The 22,681-nt window shown below is 61.1% G+C and carries 16 protein-coding genes; 9 read left to right on the plus strand and 7 right to left on the minus strand.

Features of this window, described 5'->3' with window-relative positions; translation table 11 throughout:
- Positions 1-152 precede the first annotated feature (152 nt).
- Positions 153-1,160: a DUF6263 family protein gene (locus VGN12_01410; GenBank protein ID HEY4308080.1), complete on the minus strand. Its 1,008-nt coding sequence runs from the start codon at positions 1,158-1,160 to the stop codon at positions 153-155.
- Positions 1,161-1,619: 459 nt separating this feature from the next.
- Between VGN12_01410 and VGN12_01415 the strand changes: the two genes are divergently transcribed.
- From VGN12_01415 to VGN12_01435, 5 genes are all read left to right on the plus strand, one after another.
- Positions 1,620-2,414, plus strand: a complete 795-nt coding sequence (locus VGN12_01415) for a glucose 1-dehydrogenase (GenBank protein HEY4308081.1) — start codon at positions 1,620-1,622, stop codon at positions 2,412-2,414.
- 25 nt (positions 2,415-2,439) lie between these two features.
- Positions 2,440-2,781 (plus strand): 4a-hydroxytetrahydrobiopterin dehydratase, encoded by a 342-nt coding sequence (locus tag VGN12_01420; protein HEY4308082.1) that lies wholly within the window; start codon positions 2,440-2,442, stop codon positions 2,779-2,781.
- Between the two features lie 124 nt (positions 2,782-2,905).
- Positions 2,906-3,541 (plus strand): hypothetical protein, encoded by a 636-nt coding sequence (locus tag VGN12_01425; GenBank protein HEY4308083.1) that lies wholly within the window; start codon positions 2,906-2,908, stop codon positions 3,539-3,541.
- A 34-nt stretch (positions 3,542-3,575) separates the two neighbouring features.
- Positions 3,576-5,375 (plus strand): DUF885 domain-containing protein, encoded by a 1,800-nt coding sequence (locus tag VGN12_01430; GenBank protein ID HEY4308084.1) that lies wholly within the window; start codon positions 3,576-3,578, stop codon positions 5,373-5,375.
- 137 nt (positions 5,376-5,512) lie between these two features.
- Positions 5,513-7,414, plus strand: coding sequence for a redoxin domain-containing protein (locus VGN12_01435; GenBank protein ID HEY4308085.1), 1,902 nt, complete (start codon positions 5,513-5,515; stop codon positions 7,412-7,414).
- Positions 7,415-7,523: 109 nt separating this feature from the next.
- Here VGN12_01435 and VGN12_01440 read toward each other — a convergent pair whose 3' ends face one another.
- The gene (locus VGN12_01440; GenBank protein ID HEY4308086.1) at positions 7,524-10,451 is read right to left on the minus strand and encodes a PVC-type heme-binding CxxCH protein; all 2,928 of its coding nucleotides are present in this window, start codon (positions 10,449-10,451) and stop codon (positions 7,524-7,526) included.
- 66 nt (positions 10,452-10,517) lie between these two features.
- Positions 10,518-11,918 (minus strand): hypothetical protein, encoded by a 1,401-nt coding sequence (locus VGN12_01445; protein HEY4308087.1) that lies wholly within the window; start codon positions 11,916-11,918, stop codon positions 10,518-10,520.
- A gap of 199 nt (positions 11,919-12,117) precedes the next feature.
- On the opposite strand from VGN12_01445, the gene VGN12_01450 reads away from it, so the two are divergent.
- From VGN12_01450 to VGN12_01460, 3 genes are all read left to right on the plus strand, one after another.
- The gene (locus VGN12_01450; protein HEY4308088.1) at positions 12,118-13,278 is read left to right on the plus strand and encodes a GDSL-type esterase/lipase family protein; all 1,161 of its coding nucleotides are present in this window, start codon (positions 12,118-12,120) and stop codon (positions 13,276-13,278) included.
- 214 nt (positions 13,279-13,492) lie between these two features.
- On the plus strand, positions 13,493-14,764 hold the full coding sequence (locus VGN12_01455; protein HEY4308089.1) for a hypothetical protein: 1,272 nt from the start codon (positions 13,493-13,495) through the stop codon (positions 14,762-14,764).
- Between the two features lie 20 nt (positions 14,765-14,784).
- A complete protein-coding gene (locus VGN12_01460) occupies positions 14,785-16,110 on the plus strand; it encodes a PQQ-binding-like beta-propeller repeat protein (GenBank protein HEY4308090.1) in 1,326 nt (441 codons plus the stop codon).
- A gap of 13 nt (positions 16,111-16,123) precedes the next feature.
- On the opposite strand, the gene VGN12_01465 is transcribed toward VGN12_01460, so the two are convergent.
- The 4 genes from VGN12_01465 to VGN12_01480 all read right to left on the minus strand — a co-directional run bounded on the left by VGN12_01465 (position 16,124) and on the right by VGN12_01480 (position 20,085).
- Positions 16,124-16,606: a DinB family protein gene (locus VGN12_01465; GenBank protein HEY4308091.1), complete on the minus strand. Its 483-nt coding sequence runs from the start codon at positions 16,604-16,606 to the stop codon at positions 16,124-16,126.
- 63 nt (positions 16,607-16,669) lie between these two features.
- Positions 16,670-17,098, minus strand: a complete 429-nt coding sequence (locus VGN12_01470) for a VOC family protein (protein ID HEY4308092.1) — start codon at positions 17,096-17,098, stop codon at positions 16,670-16,672.
- A 106-nt stretch (positions 17,099-17,204) separates the two neighbouring features.
- Positions 17,205-18,794, minus strand: a complete 1,590-nt coding sequence (locus tag VGN12_01475) for an alkaline phosphatase D family protein (protein HEY4308093.1) — start codon at positions 18,792-18,794, stop codon at positions 17,205-17,207.
- A gap of 214 nt (positions 18,795-19,008) precedes the next feature.
- Positions 19,009-20,085, minus strand: a complete 1,077-nt coding sequence (locus VGN12_01480) for an acyl-CoA dehydrogenase family protein (GenBank protein ID HEY4308094.1) — start codon at positions 20,083-20,085, stop codon at positions 19,009-19,011.
- Between the two features lie 246 nt (positions 20,086-20,331).
- Here VGN12_01480 and glgP point away from each other — a divergent pair, with 246 nt between their 5' ends.
- The gene (gene glgP, locus VGN12_01485) at positions 20,332-22,530 is read left to right on the plus strand and encodes an alpha-glucan family phosphorylase (protein ID HEY4308095.1); all 2,199 of its coding nucleotides are present in this window, start codon (positions 20,332-20,334) and stop codon (positions 22,528-22,530) included.
- Positions 22,531-22,681 lie beyond the last annotated feature (151 nt).

Here is a 22,681-nt window from a genome sequence, read left to right on the forward strand (position 1 = left end):
GACGAGTTCGATCTCGCCCGGGGCCGTGCTTGATTCGCGAAAATGTTCGCTAATTCAATCTCGTTGCAGCGAGATTGGACGAGCGGGACGTCCTTGGCGACACGACCACGCGCCCAACCATCGGCAGCGTACTGGTCATTGCCGCCGAACGACTACTTCTCGTCCTTGGCGGACTTGTCGGCACCCTTACCGTCGTCGCTCTTTCCTTCGCGGACGGTGACCTTCTCTTCGACTTCTTGTGTGATCTCGCGGTTCGGAGCGGTGATCGCGATGACCTGCTTCTGGACGCCCTCGGCCTTCAGCGTGCGGCCGGCGTTGACATCGAAGTAGATCGTCATGTCCCCTTCTTGTTCTTCGATCTCAATATCGACCTGCGATTCCTCGGCCGGCTCGAACGTGATGTCGCTCTTGGCCGCGATCTTCTGAATCTCGTGTCCTTCGGCCGACGTCTTCTCCGAAGTGGAATACGTGACCTCGGTCTTCTTTACGCCCGCGCCGCGCATCTCTTCGGCGAAGCTCTGCGACCACTTCACATCAGGCGCGACCGCTTTCTCGGGCAGAGGAACGATCGAGCGCGTGATCATTTCCTTGATGCTGTTCTCGTTTAGGCCCCCCATCATGCCACCCATTCCGCCACCACCGCCGCGACGGCCGCCGCCACCGCCGCCCCCTTGCTGCTTGGCAAGTTGCTCGGTGACCTTTTCCGGCAGAGTGATGTCGCTAACCTGGCCGGTGGCCGTGGCCTTCAGCGTGAACGTCTGGCCGACAAGCGATTCGATCATCGGGCCCATCATGTCCCAGATTTGTCCCGTGCCACTGCCAGGCTTCTTCGAGTCGTAATCCAATCCGCCACCCAGGGGCGAATCCATCTTCATCTGAATGCGATCGACCGTTTGCTCGATCGAGGCGGTGCCGTCGGCGTCGACCGACTTCACCTTCCAACTGGTGTCGAAGATCATGCCCGATTTGATTTCGATCAGTGAACCGGAGAGATCGATTTTCATATCCGTCTCGCGATCCATGACGTAGTTCAGGGTGTCGCCTTCCTTGAACTTCCAACGTAGCGTGTTGTCAGCACGCGCGGCGCCGGCGGAGATCATTCCGCAAGTCGCGACAGTGACAGCGAGCAAGTAGTACCGATAAGCGCGAGAGCACAACATTTCGTTCGCCTTTCGTGTTTTGTAATGGACCGACGCTTGGTGAGGAACGCAGGAACAACTAACCAACCACCTACCACGCCAGACCCGCCGAACGCCGCGGCCTGCCGGGCCGTCGACATCGCGATTGTGTCCGCCTGCAAACTCGTCCGCCTAAGAATCTGCCGCCCGAGAGGTTTCGCACTGCGGGTCTGCTACCGCCGTGGCCGGCTGTCGCCGGTCTGGCTGCAATTGTATCCCTCCCCGCGCGTTACGCAATCACGCGGCGGGCCCGCCTCCGGCCGCGATTTCGGCACGTCACGTCGCACCGAAACGACCTCCGGCCCGGTGCCTGACACCCCCGAATTGATCTCCAGCGCAACCTCGGTGCGAGGCCAGCGGTGGTGTGCTACAACGCTGGCTAAGAATCGGGAAGAATCGGATCAATCAACGCACGCTCGTCCTCAACGTGGAGAAGGAAATATGAACGTCGAAGGAAAGGCAGCTATCGTCACCGGCGGCGGCACCGGGGTCGGTCGGGCCACCGCACTCGAACTGGCACGGCGCGGCTGCGCGGTGCTCATCAATTACTCACGATCGCGCGACGAGGCCGAGCAGACCGCCGCCGACGTCACGGCGCTCGGCGTACGCGGCCTCGCCGTTCAGGCAGACGTCGCCGAGGATGCGGCCTGCCGCAAAATGGTCGACACTGCAGTCCGCGAATTCGGACGCCTGGACGTGCTGGTCAACAACGCCGGCACGACTCGCTTCATTCCGCACGATCAGTTAGACGACGTAAAGACCGAAGATTGGGAACGGATCATGGCCGTGAACCTGCACGGTCCGTTTCAGTGCGCGCGCGCCGCGGCGGCCGCGATTCGTGCCAGCAGCGGCGAGGGAGAAATCGTCAACATTGCCAGCACGGCGGGTATCGCTGCGATGGGGAGCTCGATTCCCTATTGCGCTTCGAAGGCGGCGCTCTTGAATACGACGGTCGCACTGGCCCGCGTCCTGGCTCCCAATATCCGCGTCAACGCCGTGGCCCCCGGCTTCATTGACGGGCGCTGGCTGCGCAACGGATTGGGCGCCTCGTTCGAAGTCGCGCTGAAGATGTACGAGGATCGGCTCCCGCTGGGGCGCGTCTGTCAGCCCGAGGACGTGGCCGCCGCTGTCATCAGCCTGATCACGGGCTCCGATACGGTGACCGGTCAAACGATCGTCTGTGACAGCGGCATGCTGATTGCAGACTTTATCGCGCGTCCCAAACCGCGCACCTGATACTTAGATCGTAAGGAGAATCGTCATGGCCAAGGATCATGTCTTTACCGAGGCCGAGTTGCAGGCAGAACTGGCGAAGCTCCCTGGCTGGGAGGTCCGCGACGGCTGGCTGCGCCGCAAGTTTGCGACTCCCGGCTGGCCACATACCCTGCTGCTGGCCAATACGATCGGCTACCTGGCCGAGGCCGCATACCACCACCCGGACCTGTCGCTGGGGTACGCCGAAGTGACTGTGAAGCTGCAAACGCACCGGGTTCATGGCATTACGGCCAGCGATACCGAACTGGCCGCTAAGATCGACGAAGTCGTGCTTTGGAAGCCGAACGGGGGCGCCCTGGAAGGATTTCCCAAGAAATGGGTGCATTAGCTGCGTAGAAAGAGCTGGGCGTCGAGGGCCAAGTCGGATTTCGTCCCGAGGCTCCAAGGATACCGACCAAACGGCGAACCTCTATCAGTTACAACAACCATCGTTGGCTGAAAGGAGTTCAATCATGTCACTATGGAAGCATGGTCTAGGGGTTGTCGGCGCTTCGTTCCGCTCGTTCCTGCTTGTGAACTTCGTCTATTTCGGGCTTGTTGGTTGTGGCATGACATACGGGTCCTGGAATCCGGATGTTCACCAGCGATTGGCTGGCAATTTGCGCACGGGAGCGAAACAGGGGCTTCCCGCCGTGGTAGCCGCCTATGGGGACGGGCACTTTTTTCGCGCCGTGGCTTGGACCCTGGGAATAAACCTGATGGGCGGAGCGTTTCTTTATATCACGCTCCCCTCGCTCGCCGTGCCGATGGCCGGGCTGGTAACGGGCTCTCTGCGCGCTGTCACCTGGGGACTTATTTTTACGCCAAGCTTGGCACGGCTCGATGCTGTCACATTATCGCGCGGAGCACTGATCGGCCTGTTGCTTCTGCTGGAAGGATCGGGCTACGTATTAGCGATGTTCGGATCGTTTCTGCACGGCCGCGCACTTCTACGGCCGGCATCCGTGGGCGCCACAGGACGTTGGGATGGTTACAAGATTGGCGCTTGTCAGTCGCTCGCGCTTTATCCATTGATAGTCACGACACTGACTGTGGCAGCCGTCTACGAGGCCACGATCCTTATTCTCGTGCTGCCGACGCTCAAATGACGCGAGCAAGATTACTCAAGGAGGTTCTTCAAAGATGGGCTTGTCGCTGAACGGCAGCATTGTTGCGATCGCATTTTTTGCGACATCGATTCTCTGCGGGAGCACCGAGACATTTGCCGCCGAGGACGTGCCAGGCAAACAATTGTCCAAGCTCTTCGCCGATAGTTGGGAATTCGCCCTGCGCGAAGATCCTCTGTTCGCCACCAGCACCGGCGACAGTCGCTACAACGACAAGCTGCCGCGCGAGACCCTGACCGATCATGCGCGCCGCCTGCAGTCCGAACGCGCATTCCTCGACCGGCTGCAAAAGATTCCCCGCGATCAACTCACGGCGACGGAGCAGGTCAATTACGACATCTTCGAACGGCTGAAGCGCGAAGCGATCGCCGAATACGAATTCCAGGCGGACTTGATGCCGATTACGAATCGGTCTGGCTTTCATGTCTCGTTTCCCGAACTGCCGTTGGAAATGCCGCTGGCGTCGGTCGATGACTATAAGAATTACGTCTCGCGCCTCGCGGCCTTCTCGCAATTCGTTGACGACAACATCGAGCTGATGCGCGCCGGCATTAAGCAAGGAATGGTCCTCCCTGCGATTTCGATGGTCGATTTCGAAATGGCGATTCAGCCCCACATCGTCGATGATCCCACGGCAAGTCTGCTTTACAAACCACTGGCCAAGTATCCCGACACCGTGCTCGAGTCGCAGCGTGCGGCGCTGACCGAGGCCGGTCGCAAGGCAATCGTCGCCAGCGTTGTGCCCGGCTACCGAAAGTTGCTGACTTTCCTGGGCAAGGAATACGTACCCGCCTGTCGGCAACAGGTTGGCGCAAGCGCCTTGCCGCGGGGCCGGGAATACTACCGGCACCGCGTGCGGCAGTTCACCACGCTCGATATCGATCCGCAGCAGGTGCATGACATCGGTCAGGCCGAGGTAAAACGAATCAAGGCCGAGATGCAATCGCTCATCAAGCAGGTGGATTTCAAGGGGGATTTTCCGGCGTTCGTCGAGCAACTTCGCTCCGATCCGCAGTTTTATGCCGATTCGCCCGAGCAACTGATGAAGGAAACCAGTCTGGTGCTGAAGCGCATGGACGGCGAGTTGCCCAAGCTGTTTCGCAAGCTGCCACGCACGCCCTACGGCATTCGCGAGATTCCGGATTTCATCGCGCCGCGTACCACCACGGCCTATTACCAACCGCCGGCCGGTGACGGCAGCCGGGCCGGGTTCTATTACGTCAACACGTACAATTTGAAAAGCCGGCCGCTGTACGAAATCGAAGCCCTGTCGCTGCACGAAGCGGTGCCCGGCCATCATCTGCAGATCGCGCTGGCGCAAGAGTTGGAAGACGTGCCAGCGTTCCGCCGCTTCGCCGGCTTCACCGCCTTTATCGAAGGATGGGGGCTGTATGCCGAACGGCTGGGCCTGGAAGTCGGCTTCTACCAGGACCCGTACCGCAACTTCGGCCGGCTGAGTTACGAAATGTGGCGGGCCTGCCGACTGGTCGTTGACACCGGCATGCACTACCTGGGTTGGACCCGCGAGCAGGCCATCCAGTTCATGGCTGATAACACGGCCCTGTCATTACATAACATCACGGCCGAGGTGGATCGTTACATCGCCTGGCCGGGCCAGGCCGTGGCCTACAAAATGGGCGAACTAAAGATTCGCGAGCTGCGCCGTCTGGCCGAGGATCGGCTGAAAGACCGCTTCGACGTTCGCGAATTCCACGACGTCGTCCTCTCGAGCGGTGCTATCCCCCTGAGCGTGCTGGAGGCGAACGTCAAAGCCTGGCTCGATACCGCCGATGCGCCGGTCGAAGGGAGGAAGTGACAGCGGTTGGACACGGGAAGTGTCGGCCCAAAGAATTTGCAATACCCTCGGCCCAGGCTTAAGATACGGGCGGTGTGGCGGCGGTGTCTTTCTGCGCCTAATTTCTCTAACCGCCATCTTCTTTGGGGGTCACGAACATGAGTTCGCGCTGCGCATTCTCGCTGGCGTTGGCATTGTCGCTAGCCTGTTCGGGGTTATTGGCCTGCTCGGGCCTGACCTCAGCGGCCGAAAATCGAGGAGCCGAAAAGCAGTCCTCGATCGGCACAAAACTGGACAAACTCTCGCTCGACGATTTTCGTGGCAAGACCCATTCCCTGTCGGACTATGCCGACTCGAAGGTGATCGTGCTGGCCTTCCTGGGCGTCGAGTGTCCGTTGTGCAAGATGTACGCGCCCCGACTCGAACAGCTATCGAAAGAATTGGCCGGTCAGGGCGTAACGATCCTGGGCATCGATTCGAACCGTCAAGATTCGCTCTCTGAGATGGCCGCCTATGCCAGGCAGCACAACATCAGCTTTCCTCTGCTCAAAGATTTGAACAACGCCATCGCCGACAATCTCGGCGCCGAGCGCACACCCGAGGTGATCGTGCTCGATCAAAACCGAGTGGTGCGTTATCGCGGCCGCATCGACGATCAATACGGCTTTCAATCCGGCACTGGCTATTCGCGACCCAAGGTCAGTCGCAGTGATCTTTCCGAAGCGATCAACGAGCTGCTGGCCAGCAAAGCTGTCAGCCAACCGACTTCCGATGTGGCCGGCTGCTTGATCGGCCGCGTGCGTCCTGTGAAGGAGCAAGGGAGCGTGACTTATTCCGATCAGATCGCGCGGATCTTTCAAGATCATTGCGTCGAATGCCATCGCGAGGGGCAGATCGGCCCCTTCACCCTGACCAACTACGAAGAAGCCGCCGGCTGGGCTCCAATGATCGAAGAAGTTGTCCGCGATCAGCGCATGCCTCCCTGGCACGCCGATCCGCACTTCGGTACGTTCTCGAACGACTCGAGCCTGACCAACGAAGAGAAAGAGCAGATTTACACCTGGGTCGCCAACGGCGCGCCCGAGGGAGATCCGAAGAACCTGCCGGCGCCGCGAAAGTTCCCCGGCACCTACATGATGCCGTTCGAGCCGGACATGATCGTTCATATGGCCGACGAGGCGTACGACGTGCCCGCCGAAGGGACGGTCGAATACAAATACTTCGCCGTCGATCCCGGCTTCACCGAAGACAAATGGGTGAAGGTCGCCGAATGTCTGCCCGACAATCGCGGCATCGTGCATCACATCATTGTCTTCATCAAGCCGCCTGAGGGGACGGCCAAGGGGATCGAGGCGTTCGGCCATTTAACCGGCTATGCGCCGGGAACTCGTCCGCACGTTTTGCCCGAGGGCATGGCCAAGTTCGTGCCGGCCGGTTCAAAACTGGTTTTCCAATTGCACTACACGCCCAATGGCACACCGCAGAAGGACCGCAGCGCCGTGGCGATCAAGTTTGAGGATCCGAAAAACGTCAAATGGCGCGTCGCCACGATCGGGGCGACGAACGCGGGCTTTGCCATCCCGCCGCACGCCGATAACTACCCTGTGGAATCGGAACAAAAATTCGGCACCGACATTCGACTCCTTTCGGTCTTCCCGCACATGCACCTGCGTGGCAAGGCATTCCACTACGAGCTTGAATACCCCGATGGCAAGCGGGAAGTGCTACTCGACGTGCCACATTACGACTTCAACTGGCAGACCAGCTTCATCTTCAAAGACATGAAGAATTTGCCGAAGGGGACGACGCTGCACTGCCTGGCGCACTTCGACAACTCGGAGCACAACCTGGCCAATCCCAATCCCGACGAGACCGTGCGGTGGGGAGATCAGACGTGGGAAGAAATGATGATCGGCTGGTACGACATGGCCGTGCCGGTCGAAGCCTCGCTGGTGGACGCCGTACCCGAGCGTGCGAACCGCCGTCGTCGCGACGCAGGCGCCGAGCAGAATCAAGAAGCCAAGCCGGCAGCCAAGCAAGCCGACGGCGACGCGGAATAGCACAACTCGCGTTCGAAGACATTTGCGAAGAAAAGGCGGCCTAAACAGCCGCCTTTTCTTTTTGCGTAAGCGCCGCGTTGCAGGGAAAGCGTGGGCGACTGCGCCTGTGCTACGGCTGTTCGAGCAATCTGCGCTCGGGCAGCGTCAGGAACGACAATACATCGGCCACGTCTTGCACGCTCAAGCGTTGCTCCAGCCCCTCGGGCATGAGCGACTTGCCCGAGGCCTGCAATTCTTCGATGTCCGCGCGCCTTACGACGTCGTCGGCCCCTTCGCCGCGCCGCAGCGTGACGGCCTCACCGGTATCGCTAACCAGGATGCCAGCCAGCGCCCGACCGTCGCGCGTCACCAGCGAGTAGCTCAGAAAATCGGGCGCTACCTGTCGGCTGGGGTCGAGCATATCGCCGAGCAGCGTTTCCTTCGGCCGCCCGGCAACTCCGGAAAGATCCGGCCCAACCTGGCGACCGAAGCCAAGATTCGTATGGCAGGTCGCGCAATGTTCTTTGAATAGCTTTGCGCCATGCTCACGGCTGCCAAGTAGCGAGAGCGCCGGCCGATATCGGGCCAGCACTTCGTCGCGTGGCGCCGGCGCCGCTTTCGCGAACAGCTCCGTTGCGCGGGTGGCGACGTCAGCATCTCGCGATTTCTCGTATGCCGTGCGTACCGCGGGATCGATCTCAGCGGCGCGCACCACTTCGCGCGCCAGGGCGTCGATGAACTCCCGGCTGGCGACCGTCGACTCGACCGCCGCACTGCTGATCATCCGGCGCCGCGCAGGAGTATACCCGGCCCAACCGTCGATCAGGTTGCGGACGGCGCTAGCGTCGCCGTGGCGGCAAATCACGGTCACCGCAGCGTCGGCCGTCGAGCCACTTTCGGCAGCCGCGGTCAAAGGAAGCAAACGATTCACCTGCTCGGCCGATCCCAAATCTCCTACGACGCGCACGGCCAATGTACGCAAATCGGCTCGCACGCTGCTATCCAGAGCCTGTAGCACGGCCGCGTTGATCGCGTGTCCCAACCGCGAATCGGGCTTTCGGTCAGCGCTGCGCCAGGCTTGCCCTGCCCCGGCCAGGATCGCCAGCCGACCCAGGGAATTTGAATCAGCGTCGGCTGTGACCAGAAAATCGAGACATTCCGTGGCACTCTCGGTTGATGCCCAACGCTGGCCCAGGTATTCGAGCGTCTCGACTTGCTCGGGCGTTGGCCGGCTGAGCCAGGCGGACTGCTCGCGCGCCAGTTGCAGGAGGAACGCACCAGCCATATCGGCAGCACTCGCCGACAGAGCACGGACCACCCAGGGCGCGTCGTGCGCCTGGGCGAGCGCCATAAGCACGGGCAGTTTCTGATCGCCGGAGAACGCGCCGACCGCGCGGGCTAGTTCAAACAAAACGCCGGGATCTTTTTCGACACGCGCCAGACGACCGACGGCTTCGCGCAGTTGCGGCGATTTTGTCCACCGATCGCCGGCCACGATCAGCGCCTGGCGACGACATTCGGCCGATGGATGATCGAAGCTGGCGAGAATCACAGCGTCATCGAGCGACTTAAGCCCGTCGAGCGTCCACAGCGCATGCGACGCAGCAAGCGCATCGTCGCCACGAGCGAGCACGAGCAGCTCGGGAACGACACTCTTATCTTCGCGCTCGACGAGCAATCGCTGCGCTGTGTCGCGCTGCCAGCCGTTCGCACGTTTCAGATGCGCGACCAACTCCGATCCAGTTGCTTTGCCTAAGGTTGGTGCGCCGATCACCGCATGATCGCGGCGACGTACCCGCCAGATGCGGCCATGACCCACGCCTTCGCGCCAGTCCACCTTGTCGCGCCATTGCCCGGTGACGAATTGCGGATGCTCTACCCAGCGGCGGTAAAAATCCGCAACGTAGAGCGCTCCGTCCGGGCCGGTGCAGGCGAACACGGGATGAAACCACGAGTCATTGCCGGCCAGGAACTCCTTTCCCTGTTCGACACGCTGCGAAACGAACGTCGGACCCTCGGGCTGCAATCGCCGGTGATGCAGCAAGCCGGAGAGGGATTCGCCGACGAACGCATCGCCGTTATACTCTGCCCCCAACGCATCACCGCGAAAGATCGTCAGGCCCGCCAGCGCGTTGTAATGATTCGTCGATTCGCGATTGAACGTTTGCGGTCGTGCGCTGATCGGAAAGACCTCGCCCGGGTCGTTCGGCTCGGCCAGATTATGCACAGCCGTCGCAGCCAGATAAGGATTTCGCGCCACGTCCGCTTCGTCGAACATGACTTGCCGAATCGGAATGGTATTCCACGACAAGAACCGTCGGCCATCATCATCGTGCGTCTGCCCGAACTGGCTTTGCCCCATCACCGGCTCGAAACGCTGGAAATCCCGGCTGAAGCGAAAGTCGCGCGTGCGTATCGATACGCCGCGATCGGCCGCTTCATCGGAGCGTCGGATCACACCATCGCTGCGACCGTTGGCGCCATAGATCCAATTGTCGAGCCCCCAGCACAGTCCATTGGCACGCAGTTGCTGGTTTCCTTCTCCAAAGCCGATGAATAGGACGCGGCGTGTATCTGCCACACCATCGCCGTCCGAATCCCGCAACAGCAACAGGTCAGGCGCCACGGTGACCAACAAGCCGGCACTGGTGCAGAGCACGCCGTTGGGAAAGTTCAGCTTGTCGGCGAAGATTGTCGAGCGTTCGTAACGCCCGTCACCGTCGGCGTCGACCAGTCGGCGAATGACGCCCGAGGTGGGTCCCACCGGATAATCACGCATCTCGGCCACAAACATCGCGCCATCGGCGTCCCAGCAGATGGCAACCGGGCTGATCACATCAGGCTCGGCCGCGACCAGGTCGATTACGAGATTCGCATCGGCCAGCACCAGCCCGGCCTGCTCTGCTTGCGGCGAGCGCGGACCGACCGGCGGCAAATCTTCGGCGGTTGCACAAGTCAGCGCCGTGCCGAGTAGTGACCCAACTACGATCGCCCCGCCGACAAGCCTTCGCAAGGCGCGACGAGCATTAGCTGTATCGTGAGAAGCGATATTCAACACATCAACACTCCACTTCCGAAGCCTCGATCTCGCCCTGCGTCCGAACTGCTGACTACCAACTACCAACTACTGCTTACCAACCGATTGAAGCATGGCAATCACTTCGTCGGCGATCCGCTCGCCGGTGCCAGGTTCGGCATAGCTCTGATGCCCCATCCAGGTTTGATATCCACCCAGCTTGTGCCCTTCGCGGTCCGGCAGGTAGCCGATCCAGTCGTTAGCCAGTTCGGCGATGAACGTATCCTTCACTGGCGACCGCTTTTTGATATCGACCCCCAGTGAGGTGAAATACTCGGCCGGTACGCCGACTAGCGCCACGTCGCCAATTAGCATCACCTGCAACCAGGTACGCCGCTCCTTACCTTGTTCTCCCTTCAAATCGAGCCGCTGCTGCCGAAAAATGTTGGCGATCGCATCGGCATGATCCGGGGCCCGTTTGCGGCAGTACGACAGCACTTTTTCGTCCTCGACGGCGTCGTCGAACGTGCGCACGCGGAACTTAAACTCGCGCCGCAGCGAGGCGAGTTTCGTCACGGGCCGCGTTTCGGCCTTAGCTAGCGTGTCGTTGACGGCTTGCTCGATGCGCAACATCGCCTCGGCGGCCGGGACGCCCGCGATGTTGTGCGTCGAGCCGGATGCCCCTTCCAAAAAGCAAACCGTGGCCCCCAGCTTTTCTTCCAAATCTTGCGCCGCCAGGCCATAGAACGACGGCGAGCGGACGTTCGGCCGCACGGTACCAATCGTGTGAGTCGAGTGGCCAAAGATCAGGCCGCGTAGCTTATCCTGCGGTGCATAAAACGCCAGCAACGGCAACTGTGGATCGAACGGCCCGGTCGGGCGCACCGCATCCTCGCGCGAGCCGATCCAATAGATCGTGTTGTCGCTCAGCAACAGCCGGCTGTTGGCGCCGATCGTATTTTCTTCGCCCATGCGAAAGGCGAACCGGCAATGATCGGCTCGATTTTTATCGGCCGTCTCAACGGCGCTAACAATGCCGTCGATCACGCTCTTTATGAATTCCGGCTCCGGGCCGTAACCATGCACGCGAACCGTGCTGGGGGCCGAATGCGTGTGCGTGGCATTGACCAGCAGATGATCGGGCGAGATGCCACACCGTTTCGAGATTTCGCCGGCCGCGGCCTGCACCATGGCATCGGTCACAAACAGCACATCACAGGCCACGATGGCGAACTTCCCGCCAACCGGATGCTCGAGCACCACGGCCACGGCCCGCAATTTCCCTTCTTGGCCTTGCACCTTGGCGCCGCCAATGCCGCCGGCGACGGTCATCTCGTCCGTCGCCACAAATTCCGCCGTGCCGGTGCCGACCTTCAGCGCGTTGTTGGTCGCAGGTTCAGCGTACACGTTGCCGACACAAAGCAGCGCACCCAGCAAACCCAGGGTGGCGCACGTCGAACGTAAACTGTGCCACAGTATTCCGACGTTACTCTGTTTACGTAGCATCATGGGCACATCACCTGTTGTCGGTCGAGGATGCGAAAATGGTTGCGTGACTGCTCGCGGCAGCGCATGCTGGCAGCGCGTCGCGCCGCCGGTGGGCATGCGACTATGATGAGCGATCGAATCGCTCACGCCAAGAGGCCAAGCCGCCGGCCCGGACCGCATTTGTTCATCGCGCAACGGCCGACTGCAACAGGAATTCGACGTGAGAAAGACAACTCGCGGGTTGCAATGCCTGCCACTAGCGCTCGTCGTGGCGCTTTCGAATTCAAATGCCGAAGCGGCCGACGAGGCCGTTTCCCCTTCGACAGCGCAGATATCGATCGACAATCCCGCTCTGCTGCTCTCTCCCTATACATGGCGCCGTGACGGGAACGGCACAACGGCGCGGGCCGAGGCCGCGATGCCCGGCGCGTACCTCAAGACCACTTTTCAGGGAACGCAGCACGTCGGCCTGTTGATCGATGGCACGGCGAACAACGATTGCCCGGCCGCCTCGATGCCGGTCGTCGAATATTCGATTGACGAGAGAGCCTTCACGACGATTCCTCTCACACGCAGTGGCGGGATTTACACGCTGCCCTTGGCCGATGATCTCGATCCGGTGAAGGAGCATCGACTGCAAGTTTTTTTTCGCGCCGCGGATCTGACAAACAAGCGCTGGGCTTCTTCGCAGACGCACTTGCGCCTGGCCGGGCTATCGCTCGATGCTGAAGCAACACTCAAGCCGACCAAGTCACGGCCGCGCCATGCCATCGGTTTTGGCGATTCGATCGTCGAAGGGGTCGGCACCGACGGGTTGTTTACTTCATGGCAAAAGCTCGACGTGAACGACGCGCGCGGCACCTGGTTCCCCATCGTGGCCGAGGCGCTGCAGGCAGAATACGGGCAGCTTGGTTCCGGCGGACAAGGAATGACGCGCGTGATTCATCTGCCGGGGCTGGTCGATACCTGGGATCGGTACGACGCCACGACGTCACGACTGACCGACGGGCGATTGCTGCCCGAGCCCGACTACGTTTTCTGCGCGATGGGCACCAACGACTTTGAGAAGAATATCACGGCCGACTACACGCGCTGGCTCACGGAGATGCGCAAGGCTTGCCCAAGAGCAAGGTTCTTTTGCATTGTGCCCCCGCTGGGTCTGCACCGAGAAGAAATCGCGGCGGCCGCCGCTGCGCGGCGCGAGCAACAAGACCTGCGCGTTCACCTCATCGAGGCACCCTCGCTCGCTGAGGGCTTTCGCGTCGGTCAGGGGGCGACACAGTTGGCCTACGATGGGGTACATCCATCGCAGTACGGCCATGCTTTGTTGGCCGCTGTGATTACGGCCGAAGTGCAAAAGATCATCAGCCGCGACGACTGATCCACACGAATCGCGTGCTAGCACCGTCGCGCCGGCTGCCTGTCTTGCGTAGCTTCGCGCTTGCTTACGAACAAGCAGTTTGCTGACCATACGCCGCCCAACGGTCGCATTGACCGCGCAAAACTCTTTCCCCTAGACTTCCCCGCCGCGCGGTGTGTCCCTCGCCGTGCCGGCTTCTGCCACCGTCGCTCGAATTCAGTGCGGGGAAGTCTCGGTGTACGCTCGTCGACCACGCTTGGTACTTAATCTGGTGACCGCGGCGGTAATAGCTGCCGGCGTGCCACCATACTTGGCGACCGCGCGCGATGAAGACGTCTCTTCCGAATCGATAACCGATGATCAGGTAAAACCGGCCGCCGTCGCTCCCCTCACTCCTAAGGGAACCGACGCGCGCCGCGCCGAAGACGCGATTCGCGCTCTCGGCGGCCTGATCGAATGGGTTACTACGCCCGACGGCCGGCAGTTGATGGCCGTGTATTGGAAAGGTGGCGACGAGGGCCTCGAAAATCTGCAGGCTTTGCCTGACCTCCGCTGGCTCGACTTCACACGCACCAAGATCACGGACGAGGGGCTAGCCATCGTCGGGCAGCTCACGCAACTAGAAGGATTAAAGCTCAACCAAGACCGCATCACCGACGCGGGCGCTTCGCATTTACGTTCGTTGACGTCGCTCGAAGCACTGTCACTGCTGGGAACGCACATCACCACTGCGGGGATCGATCATCTCGCGCCGCTGTCGCACTTGCGGATTCTCAATCTCAATTGGACCGCGATCGGCAATGAGGGCTTGAAGAAAGTAGTTGCCGCACACCCGAACCTGGAAGAGCTGTTTCTCTACGACACCAAGATCACAGACGCCGGGCTGGTCTATCTCGCCCCGCTGCGTCGGTTGAAATCGCTCAAGCTGACTTGGAACGAAATCACTGACGCCGGCTTGATGCAGGTACTGAACTTGCCGCAACTGGAAATCCTGTTTCTCAATGGCACACAAGTCACGGACGAGGGACTGAAGCTGCTGCGCGGATTGCCGCAGTTAAAGCAACTCTACCTGATCGAAACCGGCATTACCGACGCAGGCGTGCGCGAGCTGAGTAAGCTGTGGACCCTGGCCCGGCTGGATGTCTCGAACACGGCCGTCAGCGACGCCGGTGTGGCCCATCTGGCCAGCCTGACCCGACTGGAAATGCTGGTTCTGAACAATACGGAAGTCACCAGCGAAGGGATGCAACACGTCGGACGCATCGCAAACCTAGGTTACCTGGGGCTGGCCGGAACCAAGGTCGATGATACCGGCATGCCCGCTATTGGCCGGCTGCGACAGCTGGAGGTGCTCGATCTGGACGACACGCACGTCACGGACGAAGGCTCGGTCGTGATCGACCAGATGCCACGGCTGCACTCGCTTCGCCTGCGCAACACACAAGTCTCGGACGAGCGGATCGAAGAGCTGTCGCGCAATCGCCCCGAAATGCAGATCGTTAAATGAACGTCTGTGCGAGCTTCCCCATGAGACTGCGATTCGATTTTCATTGCCGTCACATCGCGCAAATCGCGCTCGTTGTTCCAATGCTGTGCGTGGCACTAACTGCCTCGCTGCGCGGTGAAGATTGGCCGCAATTCCGTGGCCCGGACGGGCAAGGATATTCGCGCGAGCGCGACTTGCCGCTCGAGTGGAGCGAATCAGAAAACGTCGTGTGGAAAACGCCGCTGCCAGGGCTTGGCTGGTCCTCGCCCGTCGTCCGCGGCCGATTGATCTGGCTTACCACCGCCATCGAACAAGAGGGTTCGCTACGTGCCCTGTGCATTGATGCGCTGACGGGACAAGTGCTGCGTGATGTGGAAGTGTTCCACAAGGCGGACCTCGGCCCCATTAATCCAAAGAACAGTCACGCTTCGCCCACGCCCGTGATCGACGGCGATCGTGTGTTCGTACACTTTGGCGCGCATGGCACGGCGTGCCTCTCGCTGCGCGGCGACGTTCTGTGGCGAAACGATCAACTCGCTTATGATCATCGGCATGGTCCGGGCGGCTCGCCGGTCGTGTGGCGCGACCTGCTGATCTTTCACTGCGACGGCGCGGACACGCAGGCCGTCGTAGCACTGGACCGGCAGACGGGGCGTGTGCGGTGGCGCACGGATCGGCAGTCGCAGCAACCTGGCTACGGGACACCGCTACTTACGACAGTGAACGGCGCGGATCAATTGATCAGCCCCGGCGGTGGCATGATCGCGTCGTATGAACCGGCCACGGGGCGGGAAATCTGGCGGCTGCGGCATGGTGGTGATTCGGTCGTGTTGCGCCCCGTCGTCGACCACGGACTGGTTTACGTATCGTCGGGCTACACGTCGACGGCGCTCTATGCCATCGATCTCGCGTCGCGCGGTGAAATCTCGACGGCCGACGCGACGTGGACGGTGCGGCGCGGTGTCCCGTTCGATCCTTCCCCCTTGATCGTCGGCGATGAACTCTACCTGGTGAGCGATCAAGGTGTAGTCACGTGCCTCGACGCGCGCAGCGGCAAGCAACATTGGCAATCACGGTTGCGCGGTGCCTTCTCAGCGTCCCCGCTCGCGGCCGACGGAAGGATTTACATCACTAGCGAAGAAGGCGTGACCACGGTGATTGCGCCCGGAAAGGCGATGAAGAAACTGGCCGAGAACACTTTGGACGGTCGAATGCTCGCCTCACTGGCCACGGCCGATGGCGCCATTTTCGCGCGCACCGAATCGGCGCTGTATCGCATTCAATCCTCGGGCGGTCCGGCAGCGCAGCATCAGCCGGTTGCCGTGCGTAAAAAACCGGCGGCCGCCTCGATGCCAGTGGCGCGCTAGTCGACCGACTCTGTTAAAAGAGCGGCGCCCGCCCCAACTCGCGCCGTACGACGGTCCATTGCCCGACGTGCATCATCCAGTGCAGGCTGCCCATGCCGGTGAACATGGCACCGACGGTTGGCGTCCATCCTTCACACGGTTTGCTCAGGTCCTCGGCACTGCACTTGGCCAGGGCCGCAGCGGCGCCAGCTCGCTGTTCGGCAAAGAGGCGTAGCAGCTCTTCCTTCTTGCAGAACGCCCCGGCGTCGTCCGACTTGGCAGATTCGCCGGTGTATTTCTCGGCGAAACCAGCCGGCAGCGCCGGCATGGAACCCGGAAACACCTTTTCGACGCGTTGATGCTCGCCATTGATGCAATGACCGATCTGCCAGTTGATGTGATTGCAACCGGGGGCCGGGCGGTGCAGCAACTCGGCGTCCGTCAGATCGGCTAACAGGCTCGAAACAACGTGCGTCGCAGAATCGAGCGAGAACTTGATCACATCGTGGGCGTTCATCGTTGGGCAATCCTAGTTGAAGATGGTTGGGTTCGAGTGAGAGATAAATCGATTCGTCGCGGCTCACGGTATCTCGAGTGATCCGTCGTCGCGAATCGGAAAGGCGCCCCAGGCGACCTCCCACAGATAGCCATCGGGGTCGGAAAAGTATCCGCTATAGCCGCCCCAGAAGGTGTCTTGACCTGGCTTCTCGATTTTCGCGCCGGCCGCAGCGGCGCTCGCCAGCACTTGGTCGACCTCTTCCTTGGTGCGAACATTATGCGCCAGCGTGATGCCTGCAAACTTCGCTTTCGGTACCTGGAATTCTTCTGAGATGTCTTCGGCCAGCTTGTCGTAGGGATACAGTGCCAGGCAGGTACCTGCGGTTTTGAAGAAGATAACTCCTCGATCGACGGACCACGTCGTGGGCAGTCCCAGCCCATCCCGGTAAAAGCGAAGCGACCGTTCCAGGTCGGCTACGCCGAGAGTGATCAATGTGATGCGAGCGTCCAAGATGCAAACTCCATTCGTCGCGTGTGCCGAACCCAGACGTTTAACCCCTCTGTAGCTGGCCTTTGCGAGGCCCGCGCTTAAGGAGCGTAAGTTTCCACGGTCAACACTACGCCTTCACCAAGCGCGGCTGGCCGTCCTCGACGACGAACGAAGCGAGCGTAACCGGCGGGGCTCCCTTGCGAGTCACGTATTCCACGACCTGGTAGTCGGTGCGCCACTCGCGCGGCGACACCGTGCAGCGCACGTAACCGCGTTGGGCGTTGTACAGCTTCACGGACGGATTTTCGGCCAGGATCGCGGCCTGGTTGCCTGGCACGCGCAGCCCATCACCCGAGGACGAGATCGACGTGCCGACAAATTCGACGCCGGCGTTCTTCACATCCTGCTGGTTGAAATCGGTCGTCATATCACAGGCCCAATTCGTGTGAATGTCGCCCGTCAGCACGACAGGATTCGATGGTTTCCGCTCGACTAGAAAATTGAGCAGCCGCCGGCGGTCGGCTTCGTAACCGGCCCACTTGTCCATATCCAGCACTTCCACGTCTCCCGCGGCGTAATCGATCTTGGTGACCATCACCTGCTGGGCCAACACATTCCATTTCGCCGTCGACGCGTTGAGACCTTCGAGCAGCCAGTTGCGTTGCGCCTCGCCAATGATCGTAGCCTTTTCGTCATACACTTCGGGGCAAGGCTTTTTGTGACCATCGCCGCATGGTTGGTCCGTACGATACTGCCGCGTGTCGAGCACGTAGAAATTGGCAAGCTGGCCGAACGGCAGCTTGCGATAGAGCAACATGTCAGGCCCATGCGGCAACGTGCTGCGCCGCAGCGGCATATTCTCGTAATACGCCTGATAGCCAATCGCGCGACGCTTGAGCAAATCAGCCTGCGAGATTTTCAGATCCTCGGGGAATGGGCCGGCGTAGTTGTTTTCGACCTCGTGATCATCCCAAGTCACGATCCAGGGCGCCGCGGCATGCATCGCCAACAGCGCCGGATCACTGCGATATTGCGCATAACGATTTCGGTAATCGTCAAGCGACTGGAGCTTGCCCCCCAGATGCTTCCGCACACGGTCGTCGCGCGCGGCCCCTTCGTAGATGTAATCGCCCAGGTGTACGACCAGGTCGAGATCGTCCTTGAGCATGTGCTCGTAGGCGGTGTAGTAGCCCGTCTCGAAATGCTGGCATGACGCGAACGCAAAGCGCAGTCCCGGCGAAGCCGCATCGACCGGCGGCATGGTGCGCGTGCGTCCCTTGGGGCTTGTCTCGCTGCCGGCTTTGAACTGATACCAGTACCACCGCCCAGGCTCGAGGCCATCGACCTCGACATGCACCGAGTGCCCCCAATCGGGCGTGGCCACGGTTGTGCCGTGCCGGATAACTTTGCTGAACTGTTCGTCCTCGGCGATTTGCCAGTCGACCTCGACCGGTTCGGCCGGCATGCCGCCCCCTTCGAGCGGCTTGGGTGCTAGCCGTGTCCACAGCACGACGCCATCGGGCGCCGGATCACCCGACGCGACGCCAAGCTTGAAAGGATAGTCGGCGAACGTCACGTTGCGCTGTACCACGCCTTCGGCACGCGAAGCCCACACAGCCGCCGCGGCAAGCGAACCGGTAGTGGCCAAGAACGATCGACGGCTATACGAGCGGCCAGGCTGATCCGGAAAAATTGATGGCGAGCGGGAATCGAACATCGTAGCTCCAGTTGAAGCAGTCAAGCGGTGCAACAATCAAGGTGGTGCGGCAATCAAGGTGGTGCGGCAATCAAACCCGGGGCTGCTGGCAGTTGGGGAAGTAGCCGCGGCAGCGCGATTCCGGCAACAGTCGCAGGCCAGAGAAAGAGCATTGTGAAGTCCGCGCCGGCGCGTGTCAAAGCAGAGGACGGTGTCCCGGTGGCACGGCCGAGCATCAATCGCCCAGGCCGGCCAGGTTGCAAAGCGCGGCGGCGGCGACCGGTTGCGGGCAGCTCCAAACCAGGAAGAACATCGCCTCTCGGCACCAGCGGCCAGCCGGATGGCCAGCCACATAACCGGCTCCCTTCGCGGCAGTCAGCGCGGCTTGGCTCGCGCGTAGCGCTAGGCTATTCGCGCGGTAGCGCAGGTCTTGCTGCGTACACGCGGCATTTCCACCGGCCAGCGCCAGTAGATCATCGGCGGCTTTGGCGGCGTCACGGGCTAGCGCGTCGGCTGCGCTGCGCAGGTCTTCTCGCTTTTGCGACTCCGCCTGCAGGTAATCGATGGCGCTACGTGCCAGGCCGATGGCCAAGGTCGACGTCTGCAGTCCGCCGGTGTTACCGCCGATGCCGCGTGACATGACGTTTTCGACCGGCCCTCCCAGCAGCCACTCGCGCGACAGCTCGACGTTGCGAAATTGGACGGCGCCGGTATGGCTCGAAGACAGCCCGACCAGTTGGGCCGGAGGATCGGCCGTAATCCCGGGCAGGGTGGCGGGGACGACCGCCAGGATCTGCCGTTCGTCGGCCAAGGTCGCCCCGGTGACGATCGAATCGGCATGCGCGCCTCCGGTAACCCAAGGGCTGAAACCATCGAGCACGAATCCCGTCGCGGTTTCCCGGGCCGCGAGTGCCGGGCGTCCGAGGTGACGTCGACTGGTCGTGAGGTGCGAAATACCGACAGTGGCAAACGACTCACCCGAGACCAAGCCCGGCAGTAGGTCGCGTTTGCGCGAGGTCTCGCCGTCGGCGATTCGCTGGCAGGCTCCGGTGCGCTGCGTCAGGATGAACGTTGTCGACAGGCAGGCTTCGCTCAGGCGGAGGTAGCCGCGAATGCAATCAAGCTCGCTCCATTCCTGTCCCCCCCACGCCTTGGGCATGAACCACTGGTAGACGCCGTAGTTGCCCAGCAATTGCAACTGCTCGGCCGGCCAACTGCCGGCCAGGTCGAGCGCGTCGGTGCGCGACGCTAGCTCGCGGCAAAGGTCATCGAGCGCCGGTGCATCCGGAGAGGTGATTATCGTGGCAGGCATAAGGCTATCGATTCTCCTCGTTTTTTCTTGATTCGCAGGCGCACAGGTAGGTGGTCGCGTTTCGTGAGCGAATTATGAGAAGCCTATCTCACGCTTGTCGTACACCGTCCGGAGGGTCGCTGGCGTAGGAAACGTGCGAAACGTCCGGCAGTGGGGTCGCGACCGGGGGCGTAACTTGCTAAAATCACCGGCTTTGAGTGCGTAAGGCAAACCAGGAATTGCCCGTAGTTGAAGGATCAATAATCGATGAGCCGAACCGAAATCGCACCCAGCAAGTCTATCGAAGGCCTGTCCAAAGGCGGTGTCGAGTTCGAATCGATCTACGACAAGCTTGTCGCCTTGGCGAACAACCTGTGGTGGAGCTGGCATCCGGAAGTCGTGGAATTATACCGCGACCTGGACCCGATTCGCTGGCGACAATTGGATCATAATCCGATCGCTCTGTTGGCGGAATTCACGCCCGAGCGGCTCGACGCCCGCGCTAACGAGCTGGTGTTGCACAGCCGTATCAACCAGGCGTTCCGCCGTTTGAAGGAATATCTGGCGACGCAAAACGCCTGGGCAGCGACCCACACTGGCGTTCTGGGTGCCAAGCCGGTCGCCTATTTCTCGGCCGAGTTCGGCATCCACGAATCGGTGCCGATTTATTCGGGCGGCCTGGGCGTCCTCTCGGGCGACCATGTCAAAAGCGCCAGCGACCTGAGCGTGCCGTTTGTCGCAATCGGCTTGTATTACGACCAGGGCTACTTCAAGCAACTGCTCGACGTCAACGGTTATCAGCAGGAAGAGTACATCGATACCAAGGTCGAAAACCTGCCGATGCGGCCGGCCACCGACGTTCACGGCAAGCCGATCACGGTCTCGATCGATACGCGGGCCGGACAGTTGCTCGCCAAGGTCTGGCTGATGCACGTCGGCCGTGTAAATCTTTATTTGCTGGATTGCGACGTCGAAGGAAATCGACCCGAGGATCGCGAACTGACCAGCCGGCTGTACGGCGGCGATCACCGCACGCGCATTCGCCAGGAGCTGGTGTTGGGCGTCGGCGGTGTCCGCGCCTTGCGGGCCCTGGGGATCTCGCCGGGCGTTTTCCATTTGAACGAAGGGCACAGCGCGTTCGCGTCGCTGGAAGCCATTCGCGAAATGATGGAGACCGACGGGCTGAGCTTCGACGAAGCCTTCCGCGATGTCGCGCAGCACACCGTCTTTACGACGCATACGCCGGTGCCCGCCGGTCATGACCGTTTTGACGGCGGCTTGATCGAAGAGCACTTGGGCCCGTTACGCGATTACTTGGGCATTTCGTTTCAGCAATTGATGGGGCTGGGACGCGTCGAGCCGCAGAACGAAGGGGAAACCTTCTGCATGACGGTGCTCGCGCTCAAGCTTTCGCGCCGCGCCAACGCCGTGAGCGCCCTGCACGGGCATGTTTCACGCCGAATGTGGGCCCATCTGTGGCCGTGGCGCGTCGAAGAAGAAATTCCCATCGGCCATATCACCAACGGCGTACACGTCCGCAGTTGGCTGGCCTGGCAGATGCAGCAGTTGTATGACCGTAAGTTCCCGGTCAACTGGTTCTTGCGAATGGGCGAGCCCGAGGTTTGGCAAGGCATTCATAATGTTGACCCGGGCGAACTATGGGAAATCCACCACACGCTGAAGAGCTTGCTGTTGGCGTTCGTACGGCGCCGCGTCAGCCGACAGCGTCGGCGGCGGGGTGAAACGGATGAATCGATCGAAGCAGCACGCAACATGCTCGATCCGAATGTATTGACGATCGGCTTCGCGCGACGATTCGCCACTTACAAGCGGGCCGACCTGATCCTGACGGACGTCGATCGGTTCTACGACTTGATCGCTGACAGCGAGCGGCCAATCCAGATCGTGTTCGCCGGCAAGGCGCATCCGGCCGACGAGCCCGGCAAGCAACTGATCAAGAAAATCTCGAACCTGCGGCACGACGAGCGCTTCGCCTCGCGCGTCGCGTTTATCGAGGATTACGATATCAACGTCTGCCGGCATCTGGTGCAAGGCGTCGACGTGTGGCTTAACAATCCGCGCCGTCCGCTCGAAGCCTCGGGTACGAGCGGTCAAAAGGCCGTGCTCAACGGCGGCCTTAACTTGTCGGTGCTGGACGGTTGGTGGGCCGAGGCGTTCGACGGCTCGAACGGCTTTTCCATTGGCAAGGGGACGAGCCACGTCTCGGACGAGATCAATGATGCGCGTGACGCCGAGGACTTGTATCGCACGCTCGAAGAGCAGGTCATTCCGCTCTATTACGACCGCGACGTCGACGGCTTGCCGCGGATGTGGGTCCGGCGGATGATGAACTCGATCGGCTCGCTGGCCTGGCGGTTCAGCGCCCACCGCATGGTGATGGACTACGTCCGTCGCTCGTACCTGCCGGCCGCCGGCGGGGTGAGCTGCGAAATGAGCGTCCGTTAGAATCGGCCCGACCACGGCTGCACAATTTGCAAGAAATCACGCACTGCTCGCCCCCTGGGGGCGAGAGTCGTTCGAAGGGTCTTCCGAATCCCTCTCCCTCGCGGAGAGGGTAAGGTGAGGGGCGAACGTTTCGTTGCCTGTCACCTTCCTG

It is taken from the genome of Pirellulales bacterium, assembly GCA_036499395.1.
Taxonomy (GTDB): domain Bacteria; phylum Planctomycetota; class Planctomycetia; order Pirellulales; family JACPPG01; genus JACPPG01.

Bases quoted from the DNA above. Each gene is read 5' to 3' on its own strand.
- VGN12_01410 (HEY4308080.1), bottom strand. From the start codon at position 1,160: ATGTTGTGCTCTCGCGCTTATCGGTACTACTTGCTCGCTGTCACTGTC.
- VGN12_01415 (HEY4308081.1), top strand. From the start codon at position 1,620: ATGAACGTCGAAGGAAAGGCAGCTATCGTCACCGGCGGCGGCACCGGG.
- VGN12_01420 (HEY4308082.1), top strand. From the start codon at position 2,440: ATGGCCAAGGATCATGTCTTTACCGAGGCCGAGTTGCAGGCAGAACTG.
- VGN12_01425 (HEY4308083.1), top strand. From the start codon at position 2,906: ATGTCACTATGGAAGCATGGTCTAGGGGTTGTCGGCGCTTCGTTCCGC.
- VGN12_01430 (HEY4308084.1), top strand. From the start codon at position 3,576: ATGGGCTTGTCGCTGAACGGCAGCATTGTTGCGATCGCATTTTTTGCG.
- VGN12_01435 (HEY4308085.1), top strand. From the start codon at position 5,513: ATGAGTTCGCGCTGCGCATTCTCGCTGGCGTTGGCATTGTCGCTAGCC.
- VGN12_01445 (HEY4308087.1), bottom strand. From the start codon at position 11,918: ATGATGCTACGTAAACAGAGTAACGTCGGAATACTGTGGCACAGTTTA.
- VGN12_01460 (HEY4308090.1), top strand. From the start codon at position 14,785: ATGAGACTGCGATTCGATTTTCATTGCCGTCACATCGCGCAAATCGCG.
- VGN12_01465 (HEY4308091.1), bottom strand. From the start codon at position 16,606: ATGAACGCCCACGATGTGATCAAGTTCTCGCTCGATTCTGCGACGCAC.
- VGN12_01475 (HEY4308093.1), bottom strand. From the start codon at position 18,794: ATGTTCGATTCCCGCTCGCCATCAATTTTTCCGGATCAGCCTGGCCGC.
- VGN12_01480 (HEY4308094.1), bottom strand. From the start codon at position 20,085: ATGCCTGCCACGATAATCACCTCTCCGGATGCACCGGCGCTCGATGAC.
- glgP (HEY4308095.1), top strand. From the start codon at position 20,332: ATGAGCCGAACCGAAATCGCACCCAGCAAGTCTATCGAAGGCCTGTCC.